Source organism: Buchnera aphidicola (Muscaphis stroyani), from assembly GCF_005080865.1.
Taxonomy (GTDB): Bacteria; Pseudomonadota; Gammaproteobacteria; order Enterobacterales; family Enterobacteriaceae; genus Buchnera; species Buchnera aphidicola_AG.
In genome coordinates, this window is the sequence record NZ_CP034861.1 from 258097 (window position 1) to 283017 (window position 24921).

Sequence of the window (24921 nt, forward strand, 5' to 3'; positions counted from 1 at the left end):
TATTTTTTTAAATTTAATTTAAAAATTTTTTATTTTTTAATTTTTTTATTATAAAATTGACAATGTTTTCTTGTTGAATAAAAATACTATTTTTATCAATTCGAGATCGATATTCAATATTATGATTATTAATACAGCGATCACTAATTATAATTTGATGAGGAATTCCGATAAGATCCATTTCGTTAAATATGATACCTGGTCGTTCATTTCTATCGTCTATAAGTACATCTATTTTTTTTTCTTTCATTTCTTTATAAAGTGTTTCTGCTATTGTTTTTACTTGAATAGATTTATGCATATTTATAGGTAAAATTACTACTTCAAAAGGAGAAATAGAATCAGGCCAAATAATTCCGTTCGAATCATGATTTTGTTCAATGACAGCAGCTATCATTCGAGTTATTCCTATTCCATAGCATCCCATATACAAATTTTTTTGATTCTTGTTTAAACTTATCAATGCTTTCATTTTTTGAGAGTATTGTTTATCTAATTGAAATATGTGTCCAATTTCAATACTTTTTTTAATATTTAACAACCCAGATCCATCAGGACTTATATCATTTTTAGTAACTTTTCTAATATCTTTAAAGATTGGAATAGGTAAATCTATACTCCAATTCATGTTTTTAAAAAATTTATTTTCAATATTAGCTCCAATTGTAAAATTTTTCATTTCGTAAAGTGATATGTCAGCAATGATTGGAATTTTCAGATTCAAAGGCCCTAAAAACTCTTTTTTCACACCAGAATAAGAAATTACTTCTGATTCACTTAAAAATTTTAATGGTTTCAAGATAAAGTTAATTTTTTCTAATTTGAAAAAATTTAATTCATGATCAGATCGAATAAGTAAAGCTGCTATTGAATGATTGTTGTTTTTTAAAGTTCGCACTAAAATAGTTTTTATTTGATTTTTTTTAGATATTTTTATTTTCTTTTGATTGATAATATTTTTTTCAATAGAGTTATTTTTGTATTTTAAAAAATTTATAACATCTATTGATTGAGCTGTATTTATATTTTCAGCATATGAAGAATTATTAGAAAACGCTATTTCATCTTCTCCATTTTCAGAAAGCGCTTGAAATTCGTGAGAAACATTCCCCCCCATTGATCCAGAATCTGCTTTTACTATGCGAAACTTTAATTGCATTTGATTTAAAATATTTATATAACTATTATAAACTTTGTGGTAAGTTTTTTCTAAGCAATTTTTATTTATATGAAAAGAGTAAGCATCTTTCATAATAAACTCTCGTGATCTTATCATTCCAAAACGAGGTCTTATTTCATCTCTGAATTTTGTTTGTATTTGATACATAATTAATGGAAGCTCTCTAAATGAACAAATTTCTTTTCGAATTAAATCTGTAATAATTTCTTCATTTGTAGGGCCTAATATAAATTCATGTTTTTGGCGATCATATAATTTAAATAATTCTTTTCCGTACAAATCCAATCGTCCACTTTTTTTCCATAAAACAATAGGTTGTACAATAGGCATAAGAATTTCAATTGCGTTAATTTTATTCATTTCTTTTTTTATAATTTTTGTAATTTTATTAAGAACTCTTATGCCAGTTGGTAACCATATGTATATACCTGAAGATACTTTCCGAATCATACCAGTTTTTAACATTAATTGATGGCTAATAATTTTTGAATCATGGGGAGTTTCTTTTAATATAGATAATAAATATTGAGTTGTTCGCATTTTTTTGAAATCTCAGATAAATAGAATATATTTTTTTATAGAGAATTTAATTTTAAACATTTTTTAAAATGCATAATTTTTTATTAATGAATATAATTTATTATATAATAAAATTTTATTAAAAATCGTATTTTCAAAAAATATTTTTAAATAAAAAAATAATTTTATATTTTTTTAAAATAAAATAGATTTTTTTATGTTTTACTTATACTAAAAATTAACTTGTTTTTTTTTAAATACAGAGGTTTAATAAATTTTTTTAAAAACAAAAAATAAAATGGTAAAAAATTGATTATGAATCAAAATATGAATGAAGAAAAAACAGAAACCCCTACTGAATATAGAATTAAAAAATTTCGAAAAAATGGAAAAACAAAGTATTCTCAAGAACTAAATTCGTTATTAATTTTATTAATTGGATCTATGAGCTTATGGTGGTCTAAGGATTTAATTATTTTAGATTTTATAAAAATTACATCTCATAGTTATCATTTTAATATCAATATTGCTCAAAATCAAAATACTTTTTTATTAGAAACATTTGCATTTTTAAAAGATATTGCGTTTGCTTTTGTTCCATTTTTTTTATTTTTGATACTTGCTTCTGTAATTCCTCCAATATTATTGAGTGGGATAAATTTGAATTTTAAATCTCTATCTTTTAATTTTAAAAAATTAAATCCATGTTTGGGTTTAAAAAGAATTTTTTCTATTCAAACAATCATTAATTTTTTTTTAATAATGTTAAAACTACTGTTTATCAGTAGCGTATCCTATTACTTCTTTCGGGTTCATTTAAAAGAAATATTGTTTTTAATTTTAGAAATTCCTATATCTGCTTTGTCTCATGGATTTAAAATTATTTCTATTTCTTGTATTTTAGTAATATTAGGATTAATTCCAATTGTTTTATTTGATGTAATTTGGAAACAATTTATTCAAAATAAGCAGTTAAAAATGACTCATCAAGAAATTAAAGATGAATTAAAAGAGAGAGAAGGAAATCCAAATATTAAAATTCGAATTCGTCAAGAAATGAAAGCAATTGTTCGAAGAAGAATGATTTTAGACATTCCTAAAGCAGACGTGATTATAACTAATCCTATGCATTATGCAGTGGCTTTAAAATATGATAAAGAAAAAATGAATGCACCTAAAGTTATCGCAAAAGGAGCAGGAGAAATTGCTTTAAAAATAAAAAAAATAGCTTCTATAAATCAAATTGCTATCATTTCTTTACCATCATTGGCTCGTTCGTTATATCGTTATTCTGAAATAGGAAAATATATTCCCAGTCCTCTTTATCAAGCTGTTGCAGAAGTTTTGGCATGGGTTTGGAAAGTAAGAAAATGGAAAAAAGAAGGTGGAGTTTTCCCTGAAAGACCGAAAAATATATCAGTTCCATCAGAATTAAATTTTACAGGAGAACACAAAAATAATGATTAATTTTTCTTCTTTTTTTCGTATCTTCAAAAATTTAAAAGCAGCTCAATGGCAGATACTTGCAGGTCCAATACTGATTTTAATCATTTTATCGATGATGGTATTACCATTGGCTCCTTTTGTATTAGATATTTTTTTGACTTTTAACATTTCATTGTCAATTATAATATTACTTGTTTCTATGTTTACTCGTCATACTTTAGAATTTGCTGCTTTTCCAACAATTTTGCTTTTTTCTACATTGCTTCGTTTAGCATTAAACGTTGCTTCTACTCGCGTAATTTTTTTAAATGGTCATACTGGAACTAATTCAGCGGGCCAAGTAATTGAATCATTTGGTCATTTTTTAGTCGGTGGAAATTTTGCTATAGGTATAGTTGTTTTTATAATTTTAGTTATTATTAATTTTATGGTCATTACCAAAGGAGCTAGTCGAATTGCTGAAGTTGGTGCTAGATTTATGTTAGATGCTATGCCAGGTAAACAAATGGCAATTGATGCTGATTTAAGTGCTGGTTTAATTGGAGAAGAGCAAGCAAAGAAGAGAAGAATAAAAATCACACAGGAGTCAGATTTTTATGGATCCATGGACGGTGCTAGTAAATTTGTTCGTGGAGATGCAGTTGCTGGAATTTTAATAATGGTTCTTAACATTTTGGGAGGATTAATTATTGGGTTAGTTCAGCATCATATGCTTTTAAATAAAGCCGCAGAAGTTTATACATTGCTAACTATAGGAGATGGGTTAGTAGCTCAAATCCCAGCTTTAGTAATTTCCACTGCCGCTGGAGTTATTGTTACACGAGTTAGTACTAATCAAAATGTAGGAGAACAAATGATTAGTCAATTATTTTACAATCCTCAGGTTATATTTTTAAGTGCAATTGTTTTAGGAATTCTTGGATTAGTTCCTGGTATGCCAAATATTATATTTTTAATGTTCACGGGTTTATTATTTATACTTTCATGGTGGTTGTATGAAAAACAACATTATGTGAAAAATAATTTTTTACATTCTCGAGAAAAATATCAATCAATACAAAACTCAATTTCAGAAGCGTCTTGGAGTGACGTTTTACTAGAAGATCCGATAAGAGTAGAAGTAGGGTATAATTTAATATCAATAATTTCAGAAAATAATCAACAAGGAGATTTATTAGATAAAATTCGTATTATTCGAAAAAAAATTGCTCAAGAAATTGGTTTTCTTCCACCATTAGTACATGTAAAAAATAATATTAATTTAAAAGAAAATACGTATAAAATTTTTATTAAAGGAGTAGAAATTGGTCATGGTGAATGTTTTTGTAATCGTTTAATGGCTATTAATTCAGGAAGAGAAACAGGGCCATTGCCTTTTAAAAAAATATACGAACCCACTTTTGGTCTTTCTGGTTATTGGATTGATAGAGAATTTAAAAACGAAGCACAGAAAAAAGGATATTCTGTTGTAGAAGCTAGTACAGTAATTGCAACACATTTAAATTTTTTAATTTCTAAAAATGTAGATGAATTGTTTGGTCGTCAAGAAACACAAAAATTATTAGATTATGTAAGCATAGAAATGCCTAAATTAACTGAGGATTTAATTCCAAATGTAATTAGTTTAACTGTTCTAAATAAAGTGCTTAAAAATTTACTATTAGAAAATGTTCCAATACGTGATATGCGAACTATTTTAGAAATATTATTAGAATATGCAACAACAGAAAAAGATCCTGATAAATTAACTAGTATTGTTCGTGTTGCTTTAAGTAAAATGATTGTTCAGAAACTATTTTCTAAACAAAAGACAATCAGAGTTATCGGACTTGAATCAAATTTAGAGCAAATTTTGTTAAATAGTATAAAAGATAAAAACTATTCTATTGAACCAGGATTGTTTACAACTTTATTAGAAAAAACACAAGAAGCGATTGAGAAACAAAAATTAATAACTCTTTCAATTGTTTTGTTAGTTAGTCATCCGCTTCGTCATTTTTTATCTAAATTATTAAGAAAAAATTTTCCAGATTTAAACGTTTTATCTCAATTGGAGATTCGATCTATTAAAAATATACAAATTACTAATTTTATTGGAAATTAATTATTTTTTATAAACTGATATTTCTCAAATTAATACAAACAGGTTGGTGCGGTTTCAAGTAGTGCACTTTTATAGAGGTTTTGCATTACTCCCTCCGCCTGGTTAAAATGAAATTTATTTATTTTACATTTTTTTTATTGTTTTGATTCCTAAAATGTTTAACCCTTTTTTTATAGTTTTTGCTGTTAAAAAAGACAGTTTAAGTCTACTTTTAGTTATTTTGATTGCGCTAGAAAACAAAACTGAGCAATTTTCATAAAAAATAGAAAAGAAAGAAGCAAGATCATAAAGATATTTACACATAACATGAGGATATCCTTTTTGAGCTATTATTAAAATAATTTCTTCAAATTCTAGTATTTTAATTGCTAAATTAATTTCGCTTTCTTCAATTAAAATAATATTTGTATTTAATTTAGACACAGGAATAGTAGATTTTTTAAGCATTGAAGTAATTCTTGTATACGCATACTGTATATAAAGAGCCGTATTGCCTTCAAAATTTAGCATTGTATCCCAATTAAATACATAGTTTGTATTTCTATTTTTAGATAAGTCTGAATATTTAATTGAACTAATTCCTATCGTATCACTTAAAGACATAAGTTTTTTTTTCGATAAATATGGATTTTTTTCTTTTATTAAACACATGGCTTTTTTTGAGGCTTCTTCAAGAAGTGCGGAAAGTTTTATAGCATTACCATCACGAGTTTTAAATGGTTGCTTTTCTTTTGATAGCATTATTCCAAACATATGATGTTCTAGCAATAAATTTTTTGGTACATAATTAGCTTTTCTAGAAATTTCCCATATTTGCATCAAATATTGATGTTGACGAGAATCGGTGTAGTATATTATTCGATCAGCATGCAATGTTTCAAATCGGTATTTTAAACATGCAATATCTGTAGTAGAGTATAAAAAACCAGTATCTTTTTTTTGAATAATAACACCCATGGATTTTCCTAATCTGTTTTTGAAATTATCTAAAACGACTATGGTGGTTCCTTCTTTTTTAATTGCAATTTTTTTATTTTTTAAATCGTTAACAATATTAGGTAGCATTTTATTATACAAACTCTCTCCCATCGTGTGTTTTAATGTCAACGTTACATTGAGTTTTTTGTAAATTTTTTGGTTTTCTATCATAGTAATTGACACTATTTTTTTCCACACAGCTAAACAATACTTATCTCCATTTTGTAATTTTACTACGTATTCTTTAGATTTTTTTGAAAAAACATCGTCAGAGTCATATTTTTTTTTCGCTTTACAGTAAAAATTTTCAAGATTTTTTAGAGAAAGAGAATGATAGTCAAATTTTTTCTTCGATCTTTTATGTTCTAAATATGCGATTAACATTCCAAATTGAGTCCCCCAATCGCCAATATGATTAGATCTAATTACATTGTGACCTAAAAACTCTAAAACTCTTGCCATAACGTCTCCTATTATTGTTGACCTTAAATGTCCAACATGCATTTCTTTTGCAACATTCGGAGATGAATAATCAATTACAACATTTTTTTTTAAAATATGTTGAACGCCAAGTCTACATGAATAAAATATCTCTTCTAATTTTTTAGACAACCAATGATAGTTGAAAAAAATATTAATAAATCCTGGATGCGAAAAAGTTATTTTTTTATATCTTTTTTTATTTTTAATATTTAAGATTATCATCTTAGCTAGTTGATCTGGTTTGATTTTTAATGCATTAGATATTTTAATTAAATTATTAATCTGGTAATGACCTGTTTTTATTATTTTACTTGGTTGTACTAATAAATTAAAATTAATATTAAATCCTAAATTCATTAAAGTGTATTCAATGTCTTTTTTTATTATATTTTTTAAGCGCATGTGAGATTCCTTTTATATAAAATTAATTGTTAGAAATGTACTTCTTTATTCTTAGATAATATATTGTTTATATTAATCAACAATAAATTATTTTAAAATTAAATTTTTAAAAAATATAAAAATTAAAATTTTTTTTATAAAAAGGTTGACAAGATAATAAAAAAAATGTATTCTTTTTCTAAAGTTTCAAAAAATTATTTATAACGCTCTTTAAAAAAATATTAGATAATCTGTGTGGGCACATAAAATTAAGTACAAACGTCTTTTTATTTGTTTTTTCTAAAAAATAATTAATTTTTTAGATAAGAGTTTTTCAATTGAAGAGTTTGATCATGGCTCAGATTGAACGCTGGCGGCAAGCCTAACACATGCAAGTCGAGCGGCAGCGAAAGAAAGCTTGCTTTCTTGTCGGCGAGCGGCAAACGGGTGAGTAATATCTGGGGATCTTCCCAAAAGAGGGGGATAACTACTAGAAATGGTGGCTAATACCGCATAATGTTGGAAAACTAAAGTGGGGGATCTTTTTAAAAAGACCTCACGCTTTTGGATGAACCCAGACGAGATTAGCTAGTTGGTAGGATAATAGCCTACCAAGGCAACGATCTCTAGCTGGTCTGAGAGGATAACCAGCCACACTGGAACTGAGACACGGTCCAGACTCCTACGGGAGGCAGCAGTGGGGAATATTGCACAATGGGCGAAAGCCTGATGCAGCTATGCCGCGTGTATGAAGAAGGCCTTAGGGTTGTAAAGTACTTTCAGCAGAGAAGAAAAAAATAAAACTAATAATTTTATTTCTTGACGTTACCTGCAAAAGAAGCACCGGCTAACTCCGTGCCAGCAGCCGCGGTAATACGGAGGGTGCAAGCGTTAATCAGAATTACTGGGCGTAAAGAGCTCGTAGGTGGTTTTTTAAGTCAGATGTGAAATCCCTGAGCTTAACTTAGGAACTGCATTTGAAACTAAAAAACTAGAGTATCGTAGAGGGAGGTAGAATTCTAGGTGTAGCGGTGAAATGCGTAGATATCTGGAGGAATACCTGTGGCGAAAGCGGCCTCCTAAACGAATACTGACGCTGAGGTGCGAAAGCGTGGGGAGCAAACAGGATTAGATACCCTGGTAGTCCATGCCGTAAACGATGTCGACTTGGAGGTTGTTTCCAAGAGAAGTGACTTCTGAAGCTAACGCATTAAGTCGACCGCCTGGGGAGTACGGCCGCAAGGCTAAAACTCAAATGAATTGACGGGGGCCCGCACAAGCGGTGGAGCATGTGGTTTAATTCGATGCAACGCGAAAAACCTTACCTGGTCTTGACATCCACAGAATTTTTTAGAAATAAAAAAGTGCCTTCGGGACCTGTGAGACAGGTGCTGCATGGCTGTCGTCAGCTCGTGTTGTGAAATGTTGGGTTAAGTCCCGCAACGAGCGCAACCCTTATCCTCTGTTGCCAGCGGTTAGGCCGGGAACTCAGAGGAGACTGCCGGTTATAAACCGGAGGAAGGTGGGGACGACGTCAAGTCATCATGGCCCTTACGACCAGGGCTACACACGTGCTACAATGGTTTATACAAAGAGAAGCAAATCTGCAAAGACAAGCAAACCTCATAAAGTAAATCGTAGTCCGGACTGGAGTCTGCAACTCGACTCCACGAAGTCGGAATCGCTAGTAATCGTGGATCAGAATGCCACGGTGAATACGTTCCCGGGCCTTGTACACACCGCCCGTCACACCATGGGAGTGGGTTGCAAAAGAAGCAGGTTTCCTAACCTTAAAAAGAAGGAGCCTACCACTTTGTGATTCATGACTGGGGTGAAGTCGTAACAAGGTAACCGTAGGGGAACCTGCGGTTGGATCACCTCCTTAAAAAATTATACTTTTTTTTAAAGTGCCCACACAAATTATCTAATAATTTAAAAACAGGCTTGTAGCTCAGATGGTTAGAGCGCACCCCTGATAAGGGTGAGGTCGGTGGTTCAATTCCGCTCAGGCCTACCATTATAAAAATCTTGGGGGGCTATAGCTCAGCCGGGAGAGCGCCTGCCTTGCACGCAGGAGGTCAGCGGTTCAATCCCGCTTAGCTCCATAAATTAATTTAATAAATTTTTTATTAATCTAAGTCTTACAAAAGTTTCAAAAGAACTATTCTCTTTGCTTAATCCAACTGATTTTTTTACAGTCTCTTCATGAGTTTTTAAAAACAAATTTATTACTTTTTCTTCTTTAAGAAAAGAAGGAATAGTTTTTTTATTTTTTTTTGTTCTTTTTAACATTTTATTATAATATCTTTTTATTTTTATGTCATTTGATAAAATTAGCATAGAAAATGTTAAGTTAGATAAAGTATATTCATGAGAACAACAAATTAAAGTATTTTCAGGAAAAGAAGAAATAATTTTTATTGAATTATACATTTTTATATAATTGTTTTTGTATATACGACCACAACCTCCTGAAAATAAGGTATCACCGCAAAACAAATAAGGCATTACATAATAAGACACATGTCCCAAAGTGTGCCCAGGAGTTAAAAAAACAGTAAAAATTCTATTTAATAAAGTTAGTTTATCACCCGCATAAACAATTTTATGAACGTTATTTTTTCGAGTTTCATAGGGGCCATATACGGTAACATTAGAATATTTTTTTATTATATTTTTAACTCCTTTCACGTGGTCAATATGATTGTGAGTTAATAAAATTGATATTGGTTTTAATTTTCTTATTTCTATAAAATTTATAACAGATTCAGACTCTCCAGGATCTACTATTATACAAAAATGATTGACATCGTAAAGAATCCAAACATAATTGTCATGCAATATAAAAACTTCTTTTAATTTCATATATTTTTTCCGTTAAAAACTAAATATTATTTTTTTTAAAATTTATTTTTTCATAGTAAAAATCTCTCATTAATGGATATTTAGCAGATTCACGAGCTATTTTATCGCATTTTTCATTTTCTATATGACCAATATGAGCTTTGATCCAGCACCATGTTACAATATGATTTCTCAAGGCAATATTAATTCGTGTCCATAAATCTATGTTTTTTACTAATTTTTTTTTATTCGTTTTCCATTCTTTAATTTCCCATTTTGGCATCCAATTGACAATTCCTTTTTTTACATATTGACTATCTGTTATAATTTCTACTTTACATGATTGATTGAGATGTTCTAATCCTGATATTACCGCCATTAGTTCCATTCTATTATTAGTTGTTAAATAAAAACCTGAAGTTAATATTTTTTCATGAAATTTATAGCGTAATATTGCGCTGTATCCTCCAGATCCTGGATTTCCTAAGCATGATCCGTCCGTGAATATTTTGACTTTTTTAAACATTAGAATATTCATCTCCTAATAACATAAATTAAAGTACTTTTTTAAATCATGATTAATAATAAAAGAAAAATTATTTTGGATACTGAAACAACTGGTATAAATCGATCTGGACTTCCTCACATTAACCACCGTATTATTGAAATAGGAGCAGTTGAAATTATTAATCGACGTTTTACTGGAAATAATTTTCATGCATACGTCAAACCAAATAGATCAATAGAACTAAGTGCTTTAAAAATACATGGAATAAGTGACGATTTTCTTTCAAATAAACCTTTCTTCAAAGATATAGCCAAAAGTTTTTTAAACTATATTTTTGATTCAGAATTAATTATTCATAACGCGCCCTTTGATATAGGATTCATTAATCAAGAACTTAAAATATTATATGGTAATAAAAAAAATATTTTAAATTTATGCTCAGTAACCGATACTTTGAGCATGGCTCGAAAATTTTTTCCTGGAAAGAAAAATACATTAAACGCTCTTTGCAATCGTTATAAAATTAACATCTCTCATAGGGCTTCTCATAGTGCTATTTTAGATGCTAAACTTTTAGGTAAATTATATCTTTTGATGACTGGAGGTCAAGAGTCTTTTTTGTTTTCTAAAAATATAAAGAATAAAAAATCTTTTTCATATAAAATGACATCTAAAGAAAAAAAAATAAATTTAAAAATATTAAAAGCAACTAAAGAAGAAATAAAATCTCATGAAAAATACTTAAAATATATGAAAGATAAAAAAATTTGCTTGTGGTATTAATTTTACATTCTTAAAGATAAAAAGATTATTGACTGATTTTTTCAAAATGTGTACAATATAAAAATAAAAAATTAAGGTGCGGTAGTTCAGTCGGTTAGAATACCGGCCTGTCACGCCGGGGGTCGCGGGTTCGAATCCCGTCCGCACCGAAAAATATCATTCTTATTTAAATAATTTTATGTTTTTTTAGATATAGTTGAATCTAATCTATTTTTTTAAATTAAGCATCTAAAATCATGTATAAAAAAATTATTTCTCTTGAATTGAATTCTGCATTAAGCATACTAAAAAATTTCTTAAAAGATAAAAAACAAATAAATAATATTCAAGAATCTGCTATTTTAATTGCTAAATCCTTTCAAAAAGGAAAAAAAGTAATATCATGTGGAAATGGTGGTTCATGCTGTGATGCAGTTCACTTTGCGGAAGAGTTAACTGGTATTTATCGAAAAAAAAGATTAGGTTATCCTGCTATACCCATTTCTGATACTGGTCACATTTCAGCAGTAGGAAATGATTTTGGATATAATAAAATTTTTTCACGTTATGTTGATAGCATTGGTTGCTCAGGAGATGTATTGTTAGCAATATCAACTTCTGGAAACTCTATGAATATTATTAATGCTATAGAATCTGCATATAGAAGAAAAATGAAAGTGATTTTGTTAACAGGAAACAACGGAGGAAAAATGAAAGGATTATCTAATATAGAAATTTGTGTCCCTCATTATGGATATTCAGATCGAATACAAGAAATTCATATTAAAATTATTCATATATTAATATTAATTATTGAAAAAGAAATGAAAAATTAAAAATTGTATTAAATAAATTTTTTACAAGATTTAATTTACTAACTTAACATCCTATATTTTCAGCTTATTTCCACTTTTTCTAATAAATACTATTTTATAGTTGCGGAATTTCTTTTTATGAGTGAGAAATATATTGTTACATGGGATATGCTTCAAATTTATGCTAGAAAATTAGCGCATCGTTTAATTAAAATTAATTCTTGGAATGGAATCATTGCTGTTAGTAGAGGCGGCCTGGTCCCATCAGCTTTATTAGCAAGAGAGTTGGGTATCAGATGCGTAGATACTATTTGTATTGCAAGTTATAACAATCATTTTTTAAAAAAAAATAGAAAAGTAATTAAAAAAGCAGAAGGTAATGGAGAAAAAATTATCGTAATAGATGATTTAGTAGATACTGGAGGAACAGCTAAAATTATTCGAAATTTGTATCCAAAAGCACATTTTGTAACTATTTTCGCAAAACCTCTTGGTCGTTCATTAGTTGATGATTATATTATAGATGTTCCTCAAAAAATATGGATTGAACAGCCATGGGATATGTCATTGTCTTACATCCCTCCTCTTATTTAGTTAGAAAAATTATATTAAAATCACTTCTCAAAAAAAATTCATACATGATATTTTATAATTCTTTTAAATAGTTTTAAAAATATTTTTTATAAAATTAACGCACTAAAAGAGTTTGATATGACAAACAAAGAAGAAAAAAAAGAAATAAAAAAAAATTTAAATCAAGAATACAATCAAAAAGATAAGAAAAATAACTGTATAGACAAAACAATCATTCAAAATTTAGAAGATGAATATCAAAAATCTAAAGAAAGCGTTTTAAACAATAAAATTAATTCAGAATTAGAAATAACAAAGGTAAAAATTAGGTTAGAAAATGAAATAAATAAGTGTAGAAATTTTTCTTTAGAAAAAATTATTTTAGATTTTATTAACATTGTTGATAACGTAGAACGTGCAAAAGAAACTATAAAAAATAATAAAGAAGAGAATTATATAAAGATTAAAAATCAATTAAGTTCAATTTTATCTGATTTAAATAATATTCTTAAAATATTTAATATAAAAAAAATTGATAATATAGATGTATTATTTGATCCTAGTGTTCACCAAGCCATGTGCATGCATTACAGTAATGAGTTAGAACCAAATAAAATAGTTAAAGTAATGCAACCCGGTTATATTTTAAATAAACATCGTTTATTACGTCCAGCCATGGTGATTGTTTCAAAAAAAGAAAATAAAAAATAATAAAAATTATTTGTTTTAGATTTAATAATATTTAAAAGAATTTTAAAAATTTATTAAATCTAAAAAATTCATAATTTTAAAAATTATTTTTTTAAAAAAATAATTTTTTTCTTCTTTCATTAGGGGTTACTATTAAAGGTCTATAAATTTCAATACGATCTTCATTTTTAAGAATAGTATTTAAATAAACTTGTTTATTATAAATACCTATTTTGTTTTTATATAACGATATGTTTTTTATGTTTTTTAATATCTTAGAAGATAGTATTGCATCTTTTACAGTAGATCCTAAACAAACGTTTACTTGAAATATATGCTGAATGTCAGGAAAAGCATATACAATAGTTACTTTTATTAACTTCATAAAATTATTACCATAATTAAATTAATTATATTCGACGTATATATCATATATTAAATTTATGCTATATAATTATTTTAATTTTTTAAATCTTTTTAATTAACTATTGTGGAAACATATATAATTATGCTTCATAAAAAAAAAAATAAAATAAAGTCTTCAAATATTATTTTGAATAAAAAAGCATATTATGATTATTTTGTAGAAAAAAAATTTGAATCTGGTTTGATCTTACAAGGATGGGAAGTAAAATCAATAAGATCAGGTCAAATAAATATTTCAGAAAGTTACGTTATGCATGATAAAAATGAAATGTATCTTTTTAATGCTATAGTTCAACCTTTACATATGTCTTCGAATCATAAAATTTGCGATCCAAAAAGAAAAAAAAAGTTACTTTTACATAAAAAAGAAATTAATTTTTTATCTATTAAAAATAAAAAAAAAGGATATACACTTGTTGCTCTTTCTTTATTTTGGAAAAAATCTTGGTGTAAGTTAGAATTTGGTCTTGCCAAAGGCAAAAATATAAGAGATAAAAGAACAGAAAATCAAAAACAACAATGGAAAAAAGAACAATCTAAAATACTCAAAAAAGTAAAAACTATTTTTTAAAATATTTTATGCACTTTAAAGAAGACAAAAATTGGATGAAATTTGCTTTAAAATATGCAAATTATGCTCAAAAAATAGGAGAAATACCGATAGGAGCTGTATTAGTTTTAAAAGAGCGTATTATTGGTGTTGGATGGAATTCATCAATTTCTAATCATGATCCTACTGCTCATGCTGAAATTATGGCTTTTCGTGATGCAGGAAAAAATTTAAAAAATTACAGATTAATAAATTCTACTTTGTATGTTACTTTGCAACCTTGTATAATGTGTTGTGGAGCAATAATTCACAGTCGAATTAAACGTTTAGTTTTTGGAACTAATAACAATAAAAATGATAAAAAGTGCTCTTTTAAAAATATTTTTTCTAATTCTAAACAAGATTATAATTTAAATATAAAAAAAAATGTTATGAAACATGAATGTTCTAAAATTTTGATTGATTTTTTTAAACGTAAAAGATTAATTGAAAATTAAAATGATGGAATCAAGATTCCAAAATAACTGAAGCATGTGCAAATAATTGACTATCACTTATACTAACATGTATATGTGTACATTTCATTATAACAGCCTGTTTTAAAGCATTTTTTAAAAAATTTAACTTTGGCTGACCGTATTTATTATGATATAAATTAAACTGATTGAATGTTATTCCACAATTCATTCCAGTTCCTAGTGCTTTAGCTGCTGCTTCTTTTACAGCAAATCTTTTTGCAATAAAATTTATTTTGTTTTTGATTAAAACATAAGAATTCCATTCTGAAGCAGATAAAATCTTTTGTGCAAATTTATCTCCAAAATTTATTATAATATTTTTTATTCTGCATACTTCTACACTGTCTATTCCTATTCCTATTATTGCCATTATTAAAATAAACCTTTATTTTTTGAAAATAATGAAATTGTTTTATAAAAAAATCTTGTAAATATAATTTTTAAAAAGTGAATAATTTACTTTAAAATATTAAAAAATTATTTTATTTAATTTTTATTTTTTTCTTTAACCCATAAAAATAAATGCACTTTTTTAAGTATTTTTTTTTCGATTGAATATCGAGATAAAATGCTTATTTTTTTTATTTTTTCTCCATTATGACCAATAACAATTTTTTTTTGTCTTTTGTTTTTGACATAAATAATAGATTTTATACATAAATATCCTATTTTTTTTTCTTCTAATGAATCAATAGATACTGTGATAATTGAAGGCAATTCATCTTCTAAAAGTGCTATTAATTTTTCCCTAATAATTTCAGATATTGTAAAAAACCTAGAATTAGTTGTAAAACAATTTTTTGGAAATATGTGCATTTTTTGAGATAAATAAGATTTTACTATACTTTCTAAAAGTACAATATTGTCTCTTTTTTTAGCTGAAATAGGAACAATTTCTGCAGAATCAATCATTTTTTTAATAAAATTAATGTAAGGAAGTAGCTTTCTTTTTTGAGCAATCTTATCAATTTTATTAATAACAATTATAATTGGAACATTTATATTTTTTATGTTTTTTAAAATAATTTTATCATTTTTTGTCAAATTCGTACAATCTACAACAAGAATCATTAATGCTAAATTTTTTACTATATCTTTAATGTTATTATATTTTTCCTGTATATGAAATTTATTTTGATCAATGTTGATTCCAGGCGTGTCTATATAAATGTATTGATGATATAGTTCTGTTTTTATTCCAATAATATTTTGTTTTGTCGTGTTTTTTTTTTTGGATGTAATAGAAATTTTTTGTCCTATTAATTGATTTAAAATTGTAGATTTTCCTACATTTGGCTTTCCAGTAATGGTTATATATCCACAATATTGTTTGTTTATATTCATTCTACTCCTAATTTTATTAATGCTTTTTTTGCTGCGTTCTGTTCAGCTTTTCTTCTGCTGGTACCAGTTCCAATTAAATATACAGGGATAATGCTAACTTTACAATGAATAGTAAATAATTGATTGTGAGCTTCTCCATATATTTCTACTATAAAATATGTAGGTAAAGGTAAATGTTTTGATTGTAAATGCTCTTGTAAACGTGTTTTAGGATCTTTTTGAGTATCTCCTGGACTTATTTTTTCTAATCGTTTTTCATACCATTTAAGTATCAGTTCTTCAACTGTTTTAATGTTACTATCTAAATAAATGCTGCCAATTAAAGCTTCTATTGTGTTAGCTAAAATAGATTCACGACGAAAACCGCCGCTTTTTAACTCACCTTGCCCTAATTTTAGGTACTCTCCTAAATCAAATTCATATGCTATTTCTGCTAATGTGTTACCTCTAACTAAAGTTGCTCTCATTCGACTCATATCACCTTCATCCACATATGGAAAATTATGATATAAAGCATTAGCTATTACAAAACTCAGTATAGAATCACCTAAAAATTCAAGTCTTTCGTTATGCTTGCTATTTGCACTTCGATGGGTTAGTGCCTGTTTTAAAAGATTCTTATGAGTAAAAGTATATCCTAGTACTTTCTGTATTTTGTTTGTTTCGATATAGTTCATGTTGTACCAGTGTTAATAATATTTGAATTATTTTAATTATTTTGAAAAAATATTAAAATTTTAAAAAATTTTTAAACAATTTTTTATGATACTAGTTTATATAATTGATATTAATAGTTACTTTAATATATGTTACCAATACGATTAATACGTATTCCAGTTGGCCATTCATTTTCTTTTTTATTTAAACTCATCCATATTTTTGTAGCTTTTCCTATTATATTTTCTTTTGGAACAAAACCCCAGTATCTGCTATCAAAACTATTATCACGATTATCTCCCATCACAAAATATGAATTTTTAGGAACTATCCATGTTAATTTTGACATTCCTTTTTGTTGGTAATAATTGTTTTTTTTATTTAAAAAAGTATTTAAAAATAACACACTATGCTCTAAATTATTAATTTTTTCTTTTGACGAATAAAAACGTAATGAATTATATATTTTATGATTTTTAATAGCGCTCTGTCTTGATTTTATCGAATTTAAATTGTTATATATATATATTCTTTGAATAAATTCACTCAATTTAGTTTTTGAGTAATTCATGGATATTTGAATTTTACAATTTTGAATGCGCGTATAATTTGAACAAATTTTTAAGTGTTTGCTGTGTGAATCATACTGTATTTTATCTCCAGGTAGCCCTATAATTCTTTTAATATAGTTTATATTATATTCTTGAGGATGTTTAAAAACTACAATATCACCTCTTTCAGGTTCATTTATGTTAATTAATATTTTTTGTGTAATTGGTTCTTTAATAGCGTATGAAAACTTTTCTACTAAAATAAAATCTCCAACTAAAAGAGTCGGCATCATTGAACCGGAAGGAATTTGAAAAGGTTCATAAATAAAAGAACGAACTATAAAAATAACTAAAAAAGATGGAAAAAAAGAAGCTATAGATTTTAGAAAAATACATTTTTTTTCTATTAATTTTGAAAAATTTTCACATGATTTTTTTTTTTTGTTTTTTTAATCTAAAAAATTTATTAATCAATTCAATTTTAAAAATAAACCAAAGAAACCCAGTAATTAACACACTAATCAGTAAAAAAATATTTAATATATTAGACATTCTTTGTTTTCCTTAAATTAATTTTTATGAATATTTAAAATAGAAAGAAAAGCTGTTTTTGGTACATTAACGTTTCCGATTTTTTTCATTCTTTTTTTTCCATCTTTTTGTTTTTTTAGCAATTTTTTCTTTCTACTTATATCTCCTCCATAACATTTTGATAAAACATTTTTTTTCAATTGTTTAATAGTAGATCTAGCAACAATGGAATTATTAATAGTTGCTTGAATCGATATATCAAATTGATGTCTAGGTATCAACGTTTTCATTTTATCAACTATTTGACGAGCATAATTTTTTGAGTTTTTATAATGAGAAATCATTGTTAATGCATCTACTCGTTCTGAGTTTATTAATATATCTATACGAACCATTTTTACAGATTGAAAGTGTGTAAAATCATATTCTAGAGAGGCGTATCCACTTGATACTGACTTTAGTTCATCAAAAAAATTTAAAACAACTTCGTTCATAGGAATATGATATTTTAACAAAACTTGTGTAGTGTGATAAATTAAATTAATCTGAATGCCTCTTTTTTTTATACATAAATTTATTACAGAACCAAGAAATTGAGGAGGTAACAAAATATTACATTCTACAATAGGCTCTTTAATCTTTTTAATACTGTTCATTTCAGGAAAATTTGAAGGAGTATCTAAATAGACTGTTTTTCCATTGATAAGTTCAATTTGATAAATAACAGTGGGAACCGTAGAAATTACATCAATGGAATATTCGCGTTCTAAACGCGCTTGCACAATTTCCATATGAAGCAAACCTAAAAATCCACATCTAAATCCAAAACCAAGAGCAGCAGAATTTTCTGGTTCATAAAATAATGATGAATCATTTAAACTCAATTTTTCTAAAGCATTTCTAAAAGCTGTATATTGATGTGAAGTGGAAGGAAATAAACCAGCATAAATTTGAGGTTTGACTTTTTTAAAACCAGTTAACATATTAAGTGCTGGATTATCAAATTTTGTTAAAGTATCTCCAACTGGAGCGGCTCCAACATTTTTAATATTACAAATAATCCAACCCACTTCTCCGCATTTTAATTGATTTTTATATCGAATTTTTGGAGTAAAAATTCCTAATTTTTCAACAATGTAATGTCTTCCTGTGCTCATTACTATTATTTTTTCTTTTTTAGATAACATGCCATTTTTAATTCTTATCAAAGATACAACACCTAAATAATTATCAAACCATGAATCAATAATTAAAGCTTGCAAAGGTGCATCGATGTTTCCATTGGGATGAGGTATATCAATGATAATACGTTCCATTAAATTTGTTATTCCGTCTCCTGTTTTAGCAGAACATCTGACTGCATTTAATGCAGAAATTCCAATCATATCTTCGATTTCTTTAGCTACTTGTTCTGGATTTGAATTAGGTAGATCTATTTTATTTAAAATTGGAATCACTGTTAAATTCATTTCTAAAGCGGTACGGCAATTAGCTAGTGTTTGTGCTTCTACACCTTGACTAGAATCGACAATTAATAATGCTCCTTCACAAGCAGATAAAGATCTAGATACTTCATAAGAAAAATCAACATGTCCAGGAGTATCGATAAAATTTAAATGAAAAATATTGTTGTGCTCATCTTTATAATCAATCATGACACTCTGAGCTTTAATGGTAATTCCTCTTTCTCTTTCTAGTTCCATAGAATCTAAAACTTGATTAGACATTTCTCTGTCAGATAAACCTCCACATATTTGAATTAAACGATCAGACAAGGTTGATTTTCCATGATCAATGTGAGCAATAATAGAAAAATTTCTTATATTTTTCATTTTTAAAATTTTTACCAAATTAATTTTTAAGATAATTTAATTTATTTTATCATGTGACAAAAAACATTTTAAATTAATTTTTTTGTACAATATATCGACTTGGAAAAAATCTTTAAAAAAATAATATTTTAATTAAATTCAAGATTAATTAAATTATTTAATTAAATTTGATTTTTTTATTCATAAAAATGTATTTTCATATAAAATATAATAAAAATATATTTTTTACTAAAAAAATACAAAATGAGTGATTCATGATTAAAAAAAAAAAGTAATTATAGCTATGTCTGGAGGAGTTGACTCATCTGTTTCTGCTTGGTTATTAAAACAAAAAAATTATCAAGTAGAAGGATTGTTTATGAAAAATTGGGAAGAAGATGATAAACATAAATATTGTAATTCTGCGAAAGATTTACACGATGCTGAATTAGTATGCGAAAAATTAAAAATATCACTTCATAAAATAAACTTCTCTCAAGAATATTGGGAAAATGTTTTTGAGCATTTTTTAAAAGAACACAAAAAAGGAAAAACACCAAATCCAGATATACTGTGTAACAAAGAAATTAAATTTAAAGTTTTTTTAAAATATGCTATTAAAGAACTTAGAGCTGATTACATTGCAACTGGACATTATGCTCGTATTAAGAAAATTAAAAATAAATATTTCCTTTTTAAAGGAACTGATCTTAATAAAGATCAAAGTTATTTTCTATACACCTTAAAAGATAACCAACTTAAAAAAATTTTATTCCCAATTGGGTTTTTAAAAAAAATTCAAGTAAGGAAAATTGCTAAAAAAATTAATTTAGATGTAGCTGAAAAAAAAGATTCCACTGGAATATGCTTTATTGGACCAAGAAAAATGAAAACTTTTCTCAGCACGTATTTTCCTCATAAAAAAGGAAAAATTACCACAGTTGATGGGGAAGTTGTAGGAACTCATAATGGAATTTTTTATTACACTCTAGGGCAAAGAAAAGGATTAGGAATTGGTGGAATAAAAGAAAAGTATAATATTCCATGGTATGTAGTCGAAAAAAAAGTTGATACAAACATTTTAATTGTTGCTCAAGGATCAAAAAATAGATATTTAATGTCTATAGGATTAATTGCTAATCATGTAAACTGGATAAATTATAATCAATTGTTATTTCCTTTTAGTTGTAAGGCTAAAATAAGATATCGTCAAAAAGACATTCAATGTAGTATAGAAAGTGTAAATAATTTTTCTATAAAAGTACTATTTAAAAATCCTATTTCAGCAGTTACTCCAGGTCAATCAATAGTATTTTATTTTCATGACAAATGCTTAGGTGGCGGAGTAATTACATCCAGATTGCCATTATTATAATATTTTAATTAGAATTAATAGGGAGATGATTATGATTAACAAGAATTACTCGATTACATTGTCACTTGCAGGTCTTTGTCAATCTGTTTATTTGGTTCAAGAATTAGCTCAATTAGGAAAATGTAACGAATGTGCCTTTGAAGTATGCTTAAAAAGTATTTTAGATATACAACCTATTTCAGTAATTAAAATTTATGGTAATTGTGAAAAAAACATTTGTTTAGGATTAGAAGTTTTAATTTCAATACTAACTTTTTCTAATTTTTCCAAATCAGGTTTAAAACTAATTAAATACATTTTAAGAATAATGATTCTTGAAGAAAAATTAAAAAAAAATAGTAAAGTTATAAATATTTTAAAAAAAAAAATATCTCAAATATCTCATCAATTGTATGTAGATAATATAAACATAGATATTTTAACAACAAAAATAGCAGAATTATATATTGAAATATTTAGTAATTTAGGGCCTCGAATAGAAATTAAAGGAGCTAAATGTTTTTTGGAAGATTTAAAAATACAGCAAAAAATCAGATGTTTATTGTTCTCTGGAATTCGCTCTTTATTTTTGTGGAAACAATTAGGTGGAAATAAGTTTAAACTCTTTTTCTTTCGTAACAAAATCATTAAACAAGCACAAAAAATATTGTCTAACTTTTAAAAAATTTTGATATTAAATTAGGAATTTAAAGATGAAATTAACTTCATTAACAGTAATTTCACCAATTGATGGTAGATATGGTCATGATACTGAATTGTTAAGAGATATTTTTAGTGAATTTAGTTTTTTAAAATATCGTCTTAAAGTAGAAATTGAATGGTTTAAAAAAATAGTTTTAATTTCTAAAGAACTAAAAATTAATTCAATAAAATCTGAAAAATTATTGTTAATTGATAATATTTTAAACAAATTTAATGAAAAAGATGCAAAATTTATTAAACGTTTAGAAAAAAAGACAAATCATGATGTAAAAGCCCTAGAATATTTTTTAAAAAATAAAATTTTTAAATTAAAAGAATTATCGTTTCTTTCAGAATTTGTGCATTTTGCATGTACTTCTGAAGATATAAATAATATAGCATACGCTCTAATGATTAAAGATGCTCGAAACAAAATAATTTTACCTTTATGGTCTAAAATAACAAAAATTCTTAAAAAAATGATTTTTCAATATAAAAGTATTCCAATTTTATGTATGACTCATGGACAACCAGCTACTCCCTCTACTGTAGGAAAAGAAATTGCAAATTTTTATTATCGAATAAATCGTCAATATAAAAAAATTCAGAATATAGAAATACTAGGGAAAATAAATGGCGCTACTGGTAATTATAATGCACATTTATCAGCATATCCAGATATTGATTGGCATCACATCAGTAAAAAATTTGTTATTTCATTAGGAATAGGATGGAATCCTTATACCACTCAAATTGAACCACATGATTATATTGCTGAGTTTTTTAGTTGCATATCATTAGTCAATACAATACTAATTAATTTTAATCGAGACATTTGGGGATATATTTCTTTAGGTTATTTTAAACAAAAAATAGTAGATAGTGAAATAGGTTCTTCAGTCATGCCGCATAAAATAAATCCTATTAATTTTGAAAATTCTGAAGGTAATTTAGGATTATCAAATGCTTTAATGAATCATATGATACAAAAATTACCGATTTCAAGATGGCAACGTGATTTAAGTGATTCAACTGTATTAAGAAATTTAGGAGTTGCAGTTGCATATGCAGTAATTGCGTATCATTCTGTTATATTAGGTCTTGGAAAATTAGAAGTAAACACCGTACAATTATTAAATAATCTAGAACAAAATTGGTCAATTTTATCTGAACCTATTCAGACTGTCATGCGTCGATATGGTATTAAAAATTCTTATGAAAAATTAAAAAAATTAACTAGAGGCCAAAAAATAAATAAAGATATTATACATTTATTTATTTCTAAACTAAAAATTCCCAATTGTGAAAAAGAACGATTGAAGAAAATGACTCCTTTTAATTATATTGGAGAATCAATTAGAATTGTTGATAATATAAAATAAAAAATAATTTATTTTATTTTTTTATACAATCTTTCGATTGAAGAAAATGTATATACTTTAAATTTATTTAACACTTAATAATTATTTTGATTATTTAAGGAATTTTTGTGGTATTTGGAATCTTATTTTTTTCTATTATATTACTGACTGGACATAGCAGTTTTTTAAAAAAAACAGAAAATTTTAAAAAAATCTCATTTTTAAATACAGCAAGCATAGAAAATACTTTACATAAATGGAATAAATTAATCCAAATTGCTTCTTATAAATACAACGTTGATTTGAAATTAATTAAATCTATTATCTATACAGAATCTTTTGGTATTCCATGTGCAAGAAGCAAATCTAATGCTATCGGATTAATGCAAATTAAACCTTCAACTGCAGGTGCCGAAGTGTATCGTTTAAAAAAAAGAAAGGGACAACCTTCTATTCAAGAATTATGTAATCCCAATAAAAACATTGATATCGGTGTTTTTTATATTAGTATATTACAAAATAAATATCTTATTGGTATTAAAGATAAAGAAATTATGCGATATGCTACTATTTTAGCATATGTTAATGGAGCCAGTGCGTTGTTAAAAATATTTGACAGAAATACAAAAATGGCGATACAGATGATTAACAACATGACAAAAAAAGTTTTTTTAAAATACGTAAAAAAAAACATCCAGCTTCACAAGCAGTGCATTATTTGATAAAAGTACTAAAAGTTTACGATTTAATTTAGAAAAAATATAATATAATATGAATTTTTTAATTCAAATTACAAATATTTTCAATCATTTTATAAAAAAACATGTATAATTGAGATGATAAAATGACACTTTTAAAAGGTAAAAAAATTTTAATTTTTGGTGTTTCTAGCGAAAAATCTATTGCTTTTGGAATAGCAAAAGCTATGTATTTACAAAAAGCAGAATTAGGATTTGTTTGTCAAAATGAAAAAATAAAAAAAAAATTAAGTGCTTAGTTAAATTAGTTAACTCTAAAATAATTTTGTCGTGTGATGTTTTAAGTGACAAAAATATTAAAAAATTGTTTTTAAGATTGAAAAAAATATGGAAAAATTTTGATGGAATAGTTCATTCAATTGCGTATTGTCCAAAAGAACAATTTCAAGGAGATTTTATTCATAACATTAACAGAAAAGCCTTTAACATTTCTCATGAAATTAGTTCATATAGTTTCATAGCTTTGATTAAAGAGTGTCGTAATATGTTAAACGAAAATTCTTCTTTATTAACTTTATCTTATTTAGGAGCCAATAGAGTGATGACTAATTACAATGTTATGGGTTTAGCTAAATCATCTTTAGAATCAAGTGTTCGTTATATGGCTAGTGCATTGGGTGAAAAAAATATCAGAGTAAACGCTATTTCTTCCGGAATAATTAAAACAGCTTCTTCTTATAAAATTAAAAATTTTCATAAAATAAAAAAAAAATATTACGAATCCGCATTAATTAAAAGTCACATTACTAGTGAGCACATAGGAAATGTTTCTACTTTTTTGCTATCAGATTTGTCTATTGGTATAACTGGATCAGTTATTTATGTTGATAATGGTTTTAATGTAAGTAATGCACATAACGTTTAATAAAATGATACAAAAAAATTTTTGAATATGATTCAAAAAAAATATTTTATATTATCTTATTTTAAAGATTTTATTTTTTAATTTTTTAATTTAGAATATATCGTGTTCCTAAAGATTATCAGAATAAATTAAAAAATGTTTTAATTAATACCAAATACGTTTGATGCAATTTTTTAAATTTTAAATTTATAAAATATTAAAAATCTAAAA

At 26.1% G+C, this 24921-nt stretch carries 21 protein-coding genes, 3 tRNA genes, 1 rRNA gene and 2 pseudogenes; 17 read left to right on the plus strand and 10 right to left on the minus strand.

The features are described from left to right. Positions 1-13 precede the first annotated feature (13 nt). Positions 14-1720 carry a proline--tRNA ligase gene (locus D9V75_RS01155; RefSeq protein ID WP_158343457.1) on the minus strand — a complete coding sequence of 569 codons (1707 nt, stop codon included), beginning with the start codon at positions 1718-1720 and terminating at the stop codon, positions 14-16. Positions 1721-2014: 294 nt separating this feature from the next. Here D9V75_RS01155 and flhB point away from each other — a divergent pair, with 294 nt between their 5' ends. Next, the gene (flhB, locus tag D9V75_RS01160; protein WP_158343459.1) at positions 2015-3166 is read left to right on the plus strand and encodes a flagellar biosynthesis protein FlhB; all 1152 of its coding nucleotides are present in this window, start codon (positions 2015-2017) and stop codon (positions 3164-3166) included. Then, positions 3159-5249 carry a flagellar biosynthesis protein FlhA gene (gene flhA / locus D9V75_RS01165; protein WP_158343461.1) on the plus strand — a complete coding sequence of 697 codons (2091 nt, stop codon included), beginning with the start codon at positions 3159-3161 and terminating at the stop codon, positions 5247-5249. The genes flhB and flhA overlap by 8 nt, the downstream gene beginning before the upstream one ends. A 123-nt stretch (positions 5250-5372) precedes the next feature. Here flhA and argS read toward each other — a convergent pair whose 3' ends face one another. Beyond that, the gene (gene argS / locus D9V75_RS01170; RefSeq protein WP_158343463.1) at positions 5373-7112 is read right to left on the minus strand and encodes an arginine--tRNA ligase; all 1740 of its coding nucleotides are present in this window, start codon (positions 7110-7112) and stop codon (positions 5373-5375) included. A gap of 314 nt (positions 7113-7426) precedes the next feature. Here argS and D9V75_RS01175 point away from each other — a divergent pair. From D9V75_RS01175 to D9V75_RS01185, 3 genes are all read left to right on the plus strand, one after another. Then, positions 7427-8976: ribosomal RNA gene (locus D9V75_RS01175) — 16S ribosomal RNA — on the plus strand. 55 nt (positions 8977-9031) lie between these two features. Further along, positions 9032-9108: transfer RNA gene (locus D9V75_RS01180), tRNA-Ile, on the plus strand. Positions 9109-9123: 15 nt separating this feature from the next. Beyond that, positions 9124-9196: transfer RNA gene (locus D9V75_RS01185), tRNA-Ala, on the plus strand. A 4-nt stretch (positions 9197-9200) separates the two neighbouring features. Here the strand turns inward: D9V75_RS01185 and gloB are convergent. Further along, a complete protein-coding gene (gloB, locus tag D9V75_RS01190) occupies positions 9201-9956 on the minus strand; it encodes a hydroxyacylglutathione hydrolase (RefSeq protein ID WP_158343465.1) in 756 nt (251 codons plus the stop codon). A gap of 19 nt (positions 9957-9975) precedes the next feature. Further along, positions 9976-10461 carry a ribonuclease HI gene (rnhA, locus tag D9V75_RS01195; RefSeq protein ID WP_158343467.1) on the minus strand — a complete coding sequence of 162 codons (486 nt, stop codon included), beginning with the start codon at positions 10459-10461 and terminating at the stop codon, positions 9976-9978. 51 nt (positions 10462-10512) lie between these two features. Here rnhA and dnaQ point away from each other — a divergent pair, with 51 nt between their 5' ends. The 5 genes from dnaQ to D9V75_RS01220 all read left to right on the plus strand — a co-directional run bounded on the left by dnaQ (position 10513) and on the right by D9V75_RS01220 (position 13304). Then, entirely contained in the window at positions 10513-11226 is a 714-nt protein-coding gene (dnaQ, locus tag D9V75_RS01200) for a DNA polymerase III subunit epsilon (RefSeq protein WP_158344054.1), read from the plus strand. 75 nt (positions 11227-11301) lie between these two features. Then, positions 11302-11375: transfer RNA gene (locus tag D9V75_RS01205), tRNA-Asp, on the plus strand. An 87-nt stretch (positions 11376-11462) separates the two neighbouring features. After that, complete coding sequence (lpcA, locus tag D9V75_RS01210; protein ID WP_158343468.1) at positions 11463-12041, plus strand: D-sedoheptulose 7-phosphate isomerase; 579 nt, start codon at positions 11463-11465, stop codon at positions 12039-12041. 117 nt (positions 12042-12158) lie between these two features. Continuing rightward, a complete protein-coding gene (gene gpt, locus D9V75_RS01215) occupies positions 12159-12614 on the plus strand; it encodes a xanthine phosphoribosyltransferase (protein WP_158343470.1) in 456 nt (151 codons plus the stop codon). A gap of 117 nt (positions 12615-12731) precedes the next feature. Further along, on the plus strand, positions 12732-13304 hold the full coding sequence (locus D9V75_RS01220) for a nucleotide exchange factor GrpE (RefSeq protein WP_158343472.1): 573 nt from the start codon (positions 12732-12734) through the stop codon (positions 13302-13304). Between the two features lie 91 nt (positions 13305-13395). On the opposite strand, the gene D9V75_RS01225 is transcribed toward D9V75_RS01220, so the two are convergent. Beyond that, the gene (locus D9V75_RS01225) at positions 13396-13668 is read right to left on the minus strand and encodes an RnfH family protein (protein ID WP_158343474.1); all 273 of its coding nucleotides are present in this window, start codon (positions 13666-13668) and stop codon (positions 13396-13398) included. A 123-nt stretch (positions 13669-13791) separates the two neighbouring features. Here D9V75_RS01225 and smpB point away from each other — a divergent pair, with 123 nt between their 5' ends. Then, positions 13792-14280 carry an SsrA-binding protein SmpB gene (gene smpB / locus D9V75_RS01230; protein ID WP_158343476.1) on the plus strand — a complete coding sequence of 163 codons (489 nt, stop codon included), beginning with the start codon at positions 13792-13794 and terminating at the stop codon, positions 14278-14280. Positions 14281-14288: 8 nt separating this feature from the next. After that, positions 14289-14756 (plus strand): tRNA adenosine(34) deaminase TadA, encoded by a 468-nt coding sequence (tadA, locus tag D9V75_RS01235; protein ID WP_158343478.1) that lies wholly within the window; start codon positions 14289-14291, stop codon positions 14754-14756. Between the two features lie 10 nt (positions 14757-14766). Here the strand turns inward: tadA and acpS are convergent, their stop codons facing one another. The 5 genes and pseudogenes from acpS to lepA all read right to left on the minus strand — a co-directional run bounded on the left by acpS (position 14767) and on the right by lepA (position 19692). Then, positions 14767-15147 carry a holo-ACP synthase gene (gene acpS, locus D9V75_RS01240; RefSeq protein ID WP_158343480.1) on the minus strand — a complete coding sequence of 127 codons (381 nt, stop codon included), beginning with the start codon at positions 15145-15147 and terminating at the stop codon, positions 14767-14769. Between the two features lie 116 nt (positions 15148-15263). Then, positions 15264-16121, minus strand: coding sequence for a GTPase Era (era, locus tag D9V75_RS01245; protein WP_158343481.1), 858 nt, complete (start codon positions 16119-16121; stop codon positions 15264-15266). Continuing rightward, positions 16118-16798: a ribonuclease III gene (gene rnc, locus D9V75_RS01250; protein ID WP_158343483.1), complete on the minus strand. Its 681-nt coding sequence runs from the start codon at positions 16796-16798 to the stop codon at positions 16118-16120. Before rnc ends, era begins: the two co-directional genes overlap by 4 nt. 122 nt (positions 16799-16920) lie before the next feature. Continuing rightward, a pseudogene (gene lepB, locus D9V75_RS01255) lies at positions 16921-17881 on the minus strand (signal peptidase I). Between the two features lie 17 nt (positions 17882-17898). Next, a complete protein-coding gene (gene lepA, locus D9V75_RS01260; protein WP_158343485.1) occupies positions 17899-19692 on the minus strand; it encodes a translation elongation factor 4 in 1794 nt (597 codons plus the stop codon). 274 nt (positions 19693-19966) lie between these two features. Here lepA and mnmA point away from each other — a divergent pair, with 274 nt between their 5' ends. From mnmA to D9V75_RS01285, 5 genes and pseudogenes are all read left to right on the plus strand, one after another. Beyond that, positions 19967-21046: a tRNA 2-thiouridine(34) synthase MnmA gene (gene mnmA, locus D9V75_RS01265; RefSeq protein WP_261979449.1), complete on the plus strand. Its 1080-nt coding sequence runs from the start codon at positions 19967-19969 to the stop codon at positions 21044-21046. 31 nt (positions 21047-21077) lie between these two features. After that, positions 21078-21707, plus strand: a complete 630-nt coding sequence (hflD, locus tag D9V75_RS01270; protein ID WP_261979442.1) for a high frequency lysogenization protein HflD — start codon at positions 21078-21080, stop codon at positions 21705-21707. A gap of 31 nt (positions 21708-21738) precedes the next feature. Next, positions 21739-23109 carry an adenylosuccinate lyase gene (purB, locus tag D9V75_RS01275; protein ID WP_158343489.1) on the plus strand — a complete coding sequence of 457 codons (1371 nt, stop codon included), beginning with the start codon at positions 21739-21741 and terminating at the stop codon, positions 23107-23109. Between the two features lie 107 nt (positions 23110-23216). Then, entirely contained in the window at positions 23217-23810 is a 594-nt protein-coding gene (locus tag D9V75_RS01280; RefSeq protein WP_158343491.1) for a transglycosylase SLT domain-containing protein, read from the plus strand. Positions 23811-23932: 122 nt separating this feature from the next. After that, positions 23933-24711: pseudogene (locus tag D9V75_RS01285) on the plus strand (enoyl-ACP reductase). The last annotated feature ends 210 nt before the right edge of the window (positions 24712-24921 follow it).

Coding starts and splice junctions, on each gene's coding strand:
- flhB (WP_158343459.1), top strand. CDS start 2,015: ATGAATCAAAATATGAATGAAGAAAAAACAGAAACCCCTACTGAATAT.
- rnc (WP_158343483.1), bottom strand. CDS start 16,798: ATGAACTATATCGAAACAAACAAAATACAGAAAGTACTAGGATATACT.
- D9V75_RS01225 (WP_158343474.1), bottom strand. CDS start 13,668: ATGAAGTTAATAAAAGTAACTATTGTATATGCTTTTCCTGACATTCAG.
- gpt (WP_158343470.1), top strand. CDS start 12,159: ATGAGTGAGAAATATATTGTTACATGGGATATGCTTCAAATTTATGCT.
- rnhA (WP_158343467.1), bottom strand. CDS start 10,461: ATGTTTAAAAAAGTCAAAATATTCACGGACGGATCATGCTTAGGAAAT.
- lepA (WP_158343485.1), bottom strand. CDS start 19,692: ATGAAAAATATAAGAAATTTTTCTATTATTGCTCACATTGATCATGGA.
- acpS (WP_158343480.1), bottom strand. CDS start 15,147: ATGGCAATAATAGGAATAGGAATAGACAGTGTAGAAGTATGCAGAATA.
- argS (WP_158343463.1), bottom strand. CDS start 7,112: ATGCGCTTAAAAAATATAATAAAAAAAGACATTGAATACACTTTAATG.
- purB (WP_158343489.1), top strand. CDS start 21,739: ATGAAATTAACTTCATTAACAGTAATTTCACCAATTGATGGTAGATAT.
- D9V75_RS01155 (WP_158343457.1), bottom strand. CDS start 1,720: ATGCGAACAACTCAATATTTATTATCTATATTAAAAGAAACTCCCCAT.
- gloB (WP_158343465.1), bottom strand. CDS start 9,956: ATGAAATTAAAAGAAGTTTTTATATTGCATGACAATTATGTTTGGATT.
- era (WP_158343481.1), bottom strand. CDS start 16,121: ATGAATATAAACAAACAATATTGTGGATATATAACCATTACTGGAAAG.
- lpcA (WP_158343468.1), top strand. CDS start 11,463: ATGTATAAAAAAATTATTTCTCTTGAATTGAATTCTGCATTAAGCATA.
- D9V75_RS01220 (WP_158343472.1), top strand. CDS start 12,732: ATGACAAACAAAGAAGAAAAAAAAGAAATAAAAAAAAATTTAAATCAA.
- smpB (WP_158343476.1), top strand. CDS start 13,792: ATGCTTCATAAAAAAAAAAATAAAATAAAGTCTTCAAATATTATTTTG.
- flhA (WP_158343461.1), top strand. CDS start 3,159: ATGATTAATTTTTCTTCTTTTTTTCGTATCTTCAAAAATTTAAAAGCA.
- hflD (WP_261979442.1), top strand. CDS start 21,078: ATGATTAACAAGAATTACTCGATTACATTGTCACTTGCAGGTCTTTGT.
- tadA (WP_158343478.1), top strand. CDS start 14,289: ATGCACTTTAAAGAAGACAAAAATTGGATGAAATTTGCTTTAAAATAT.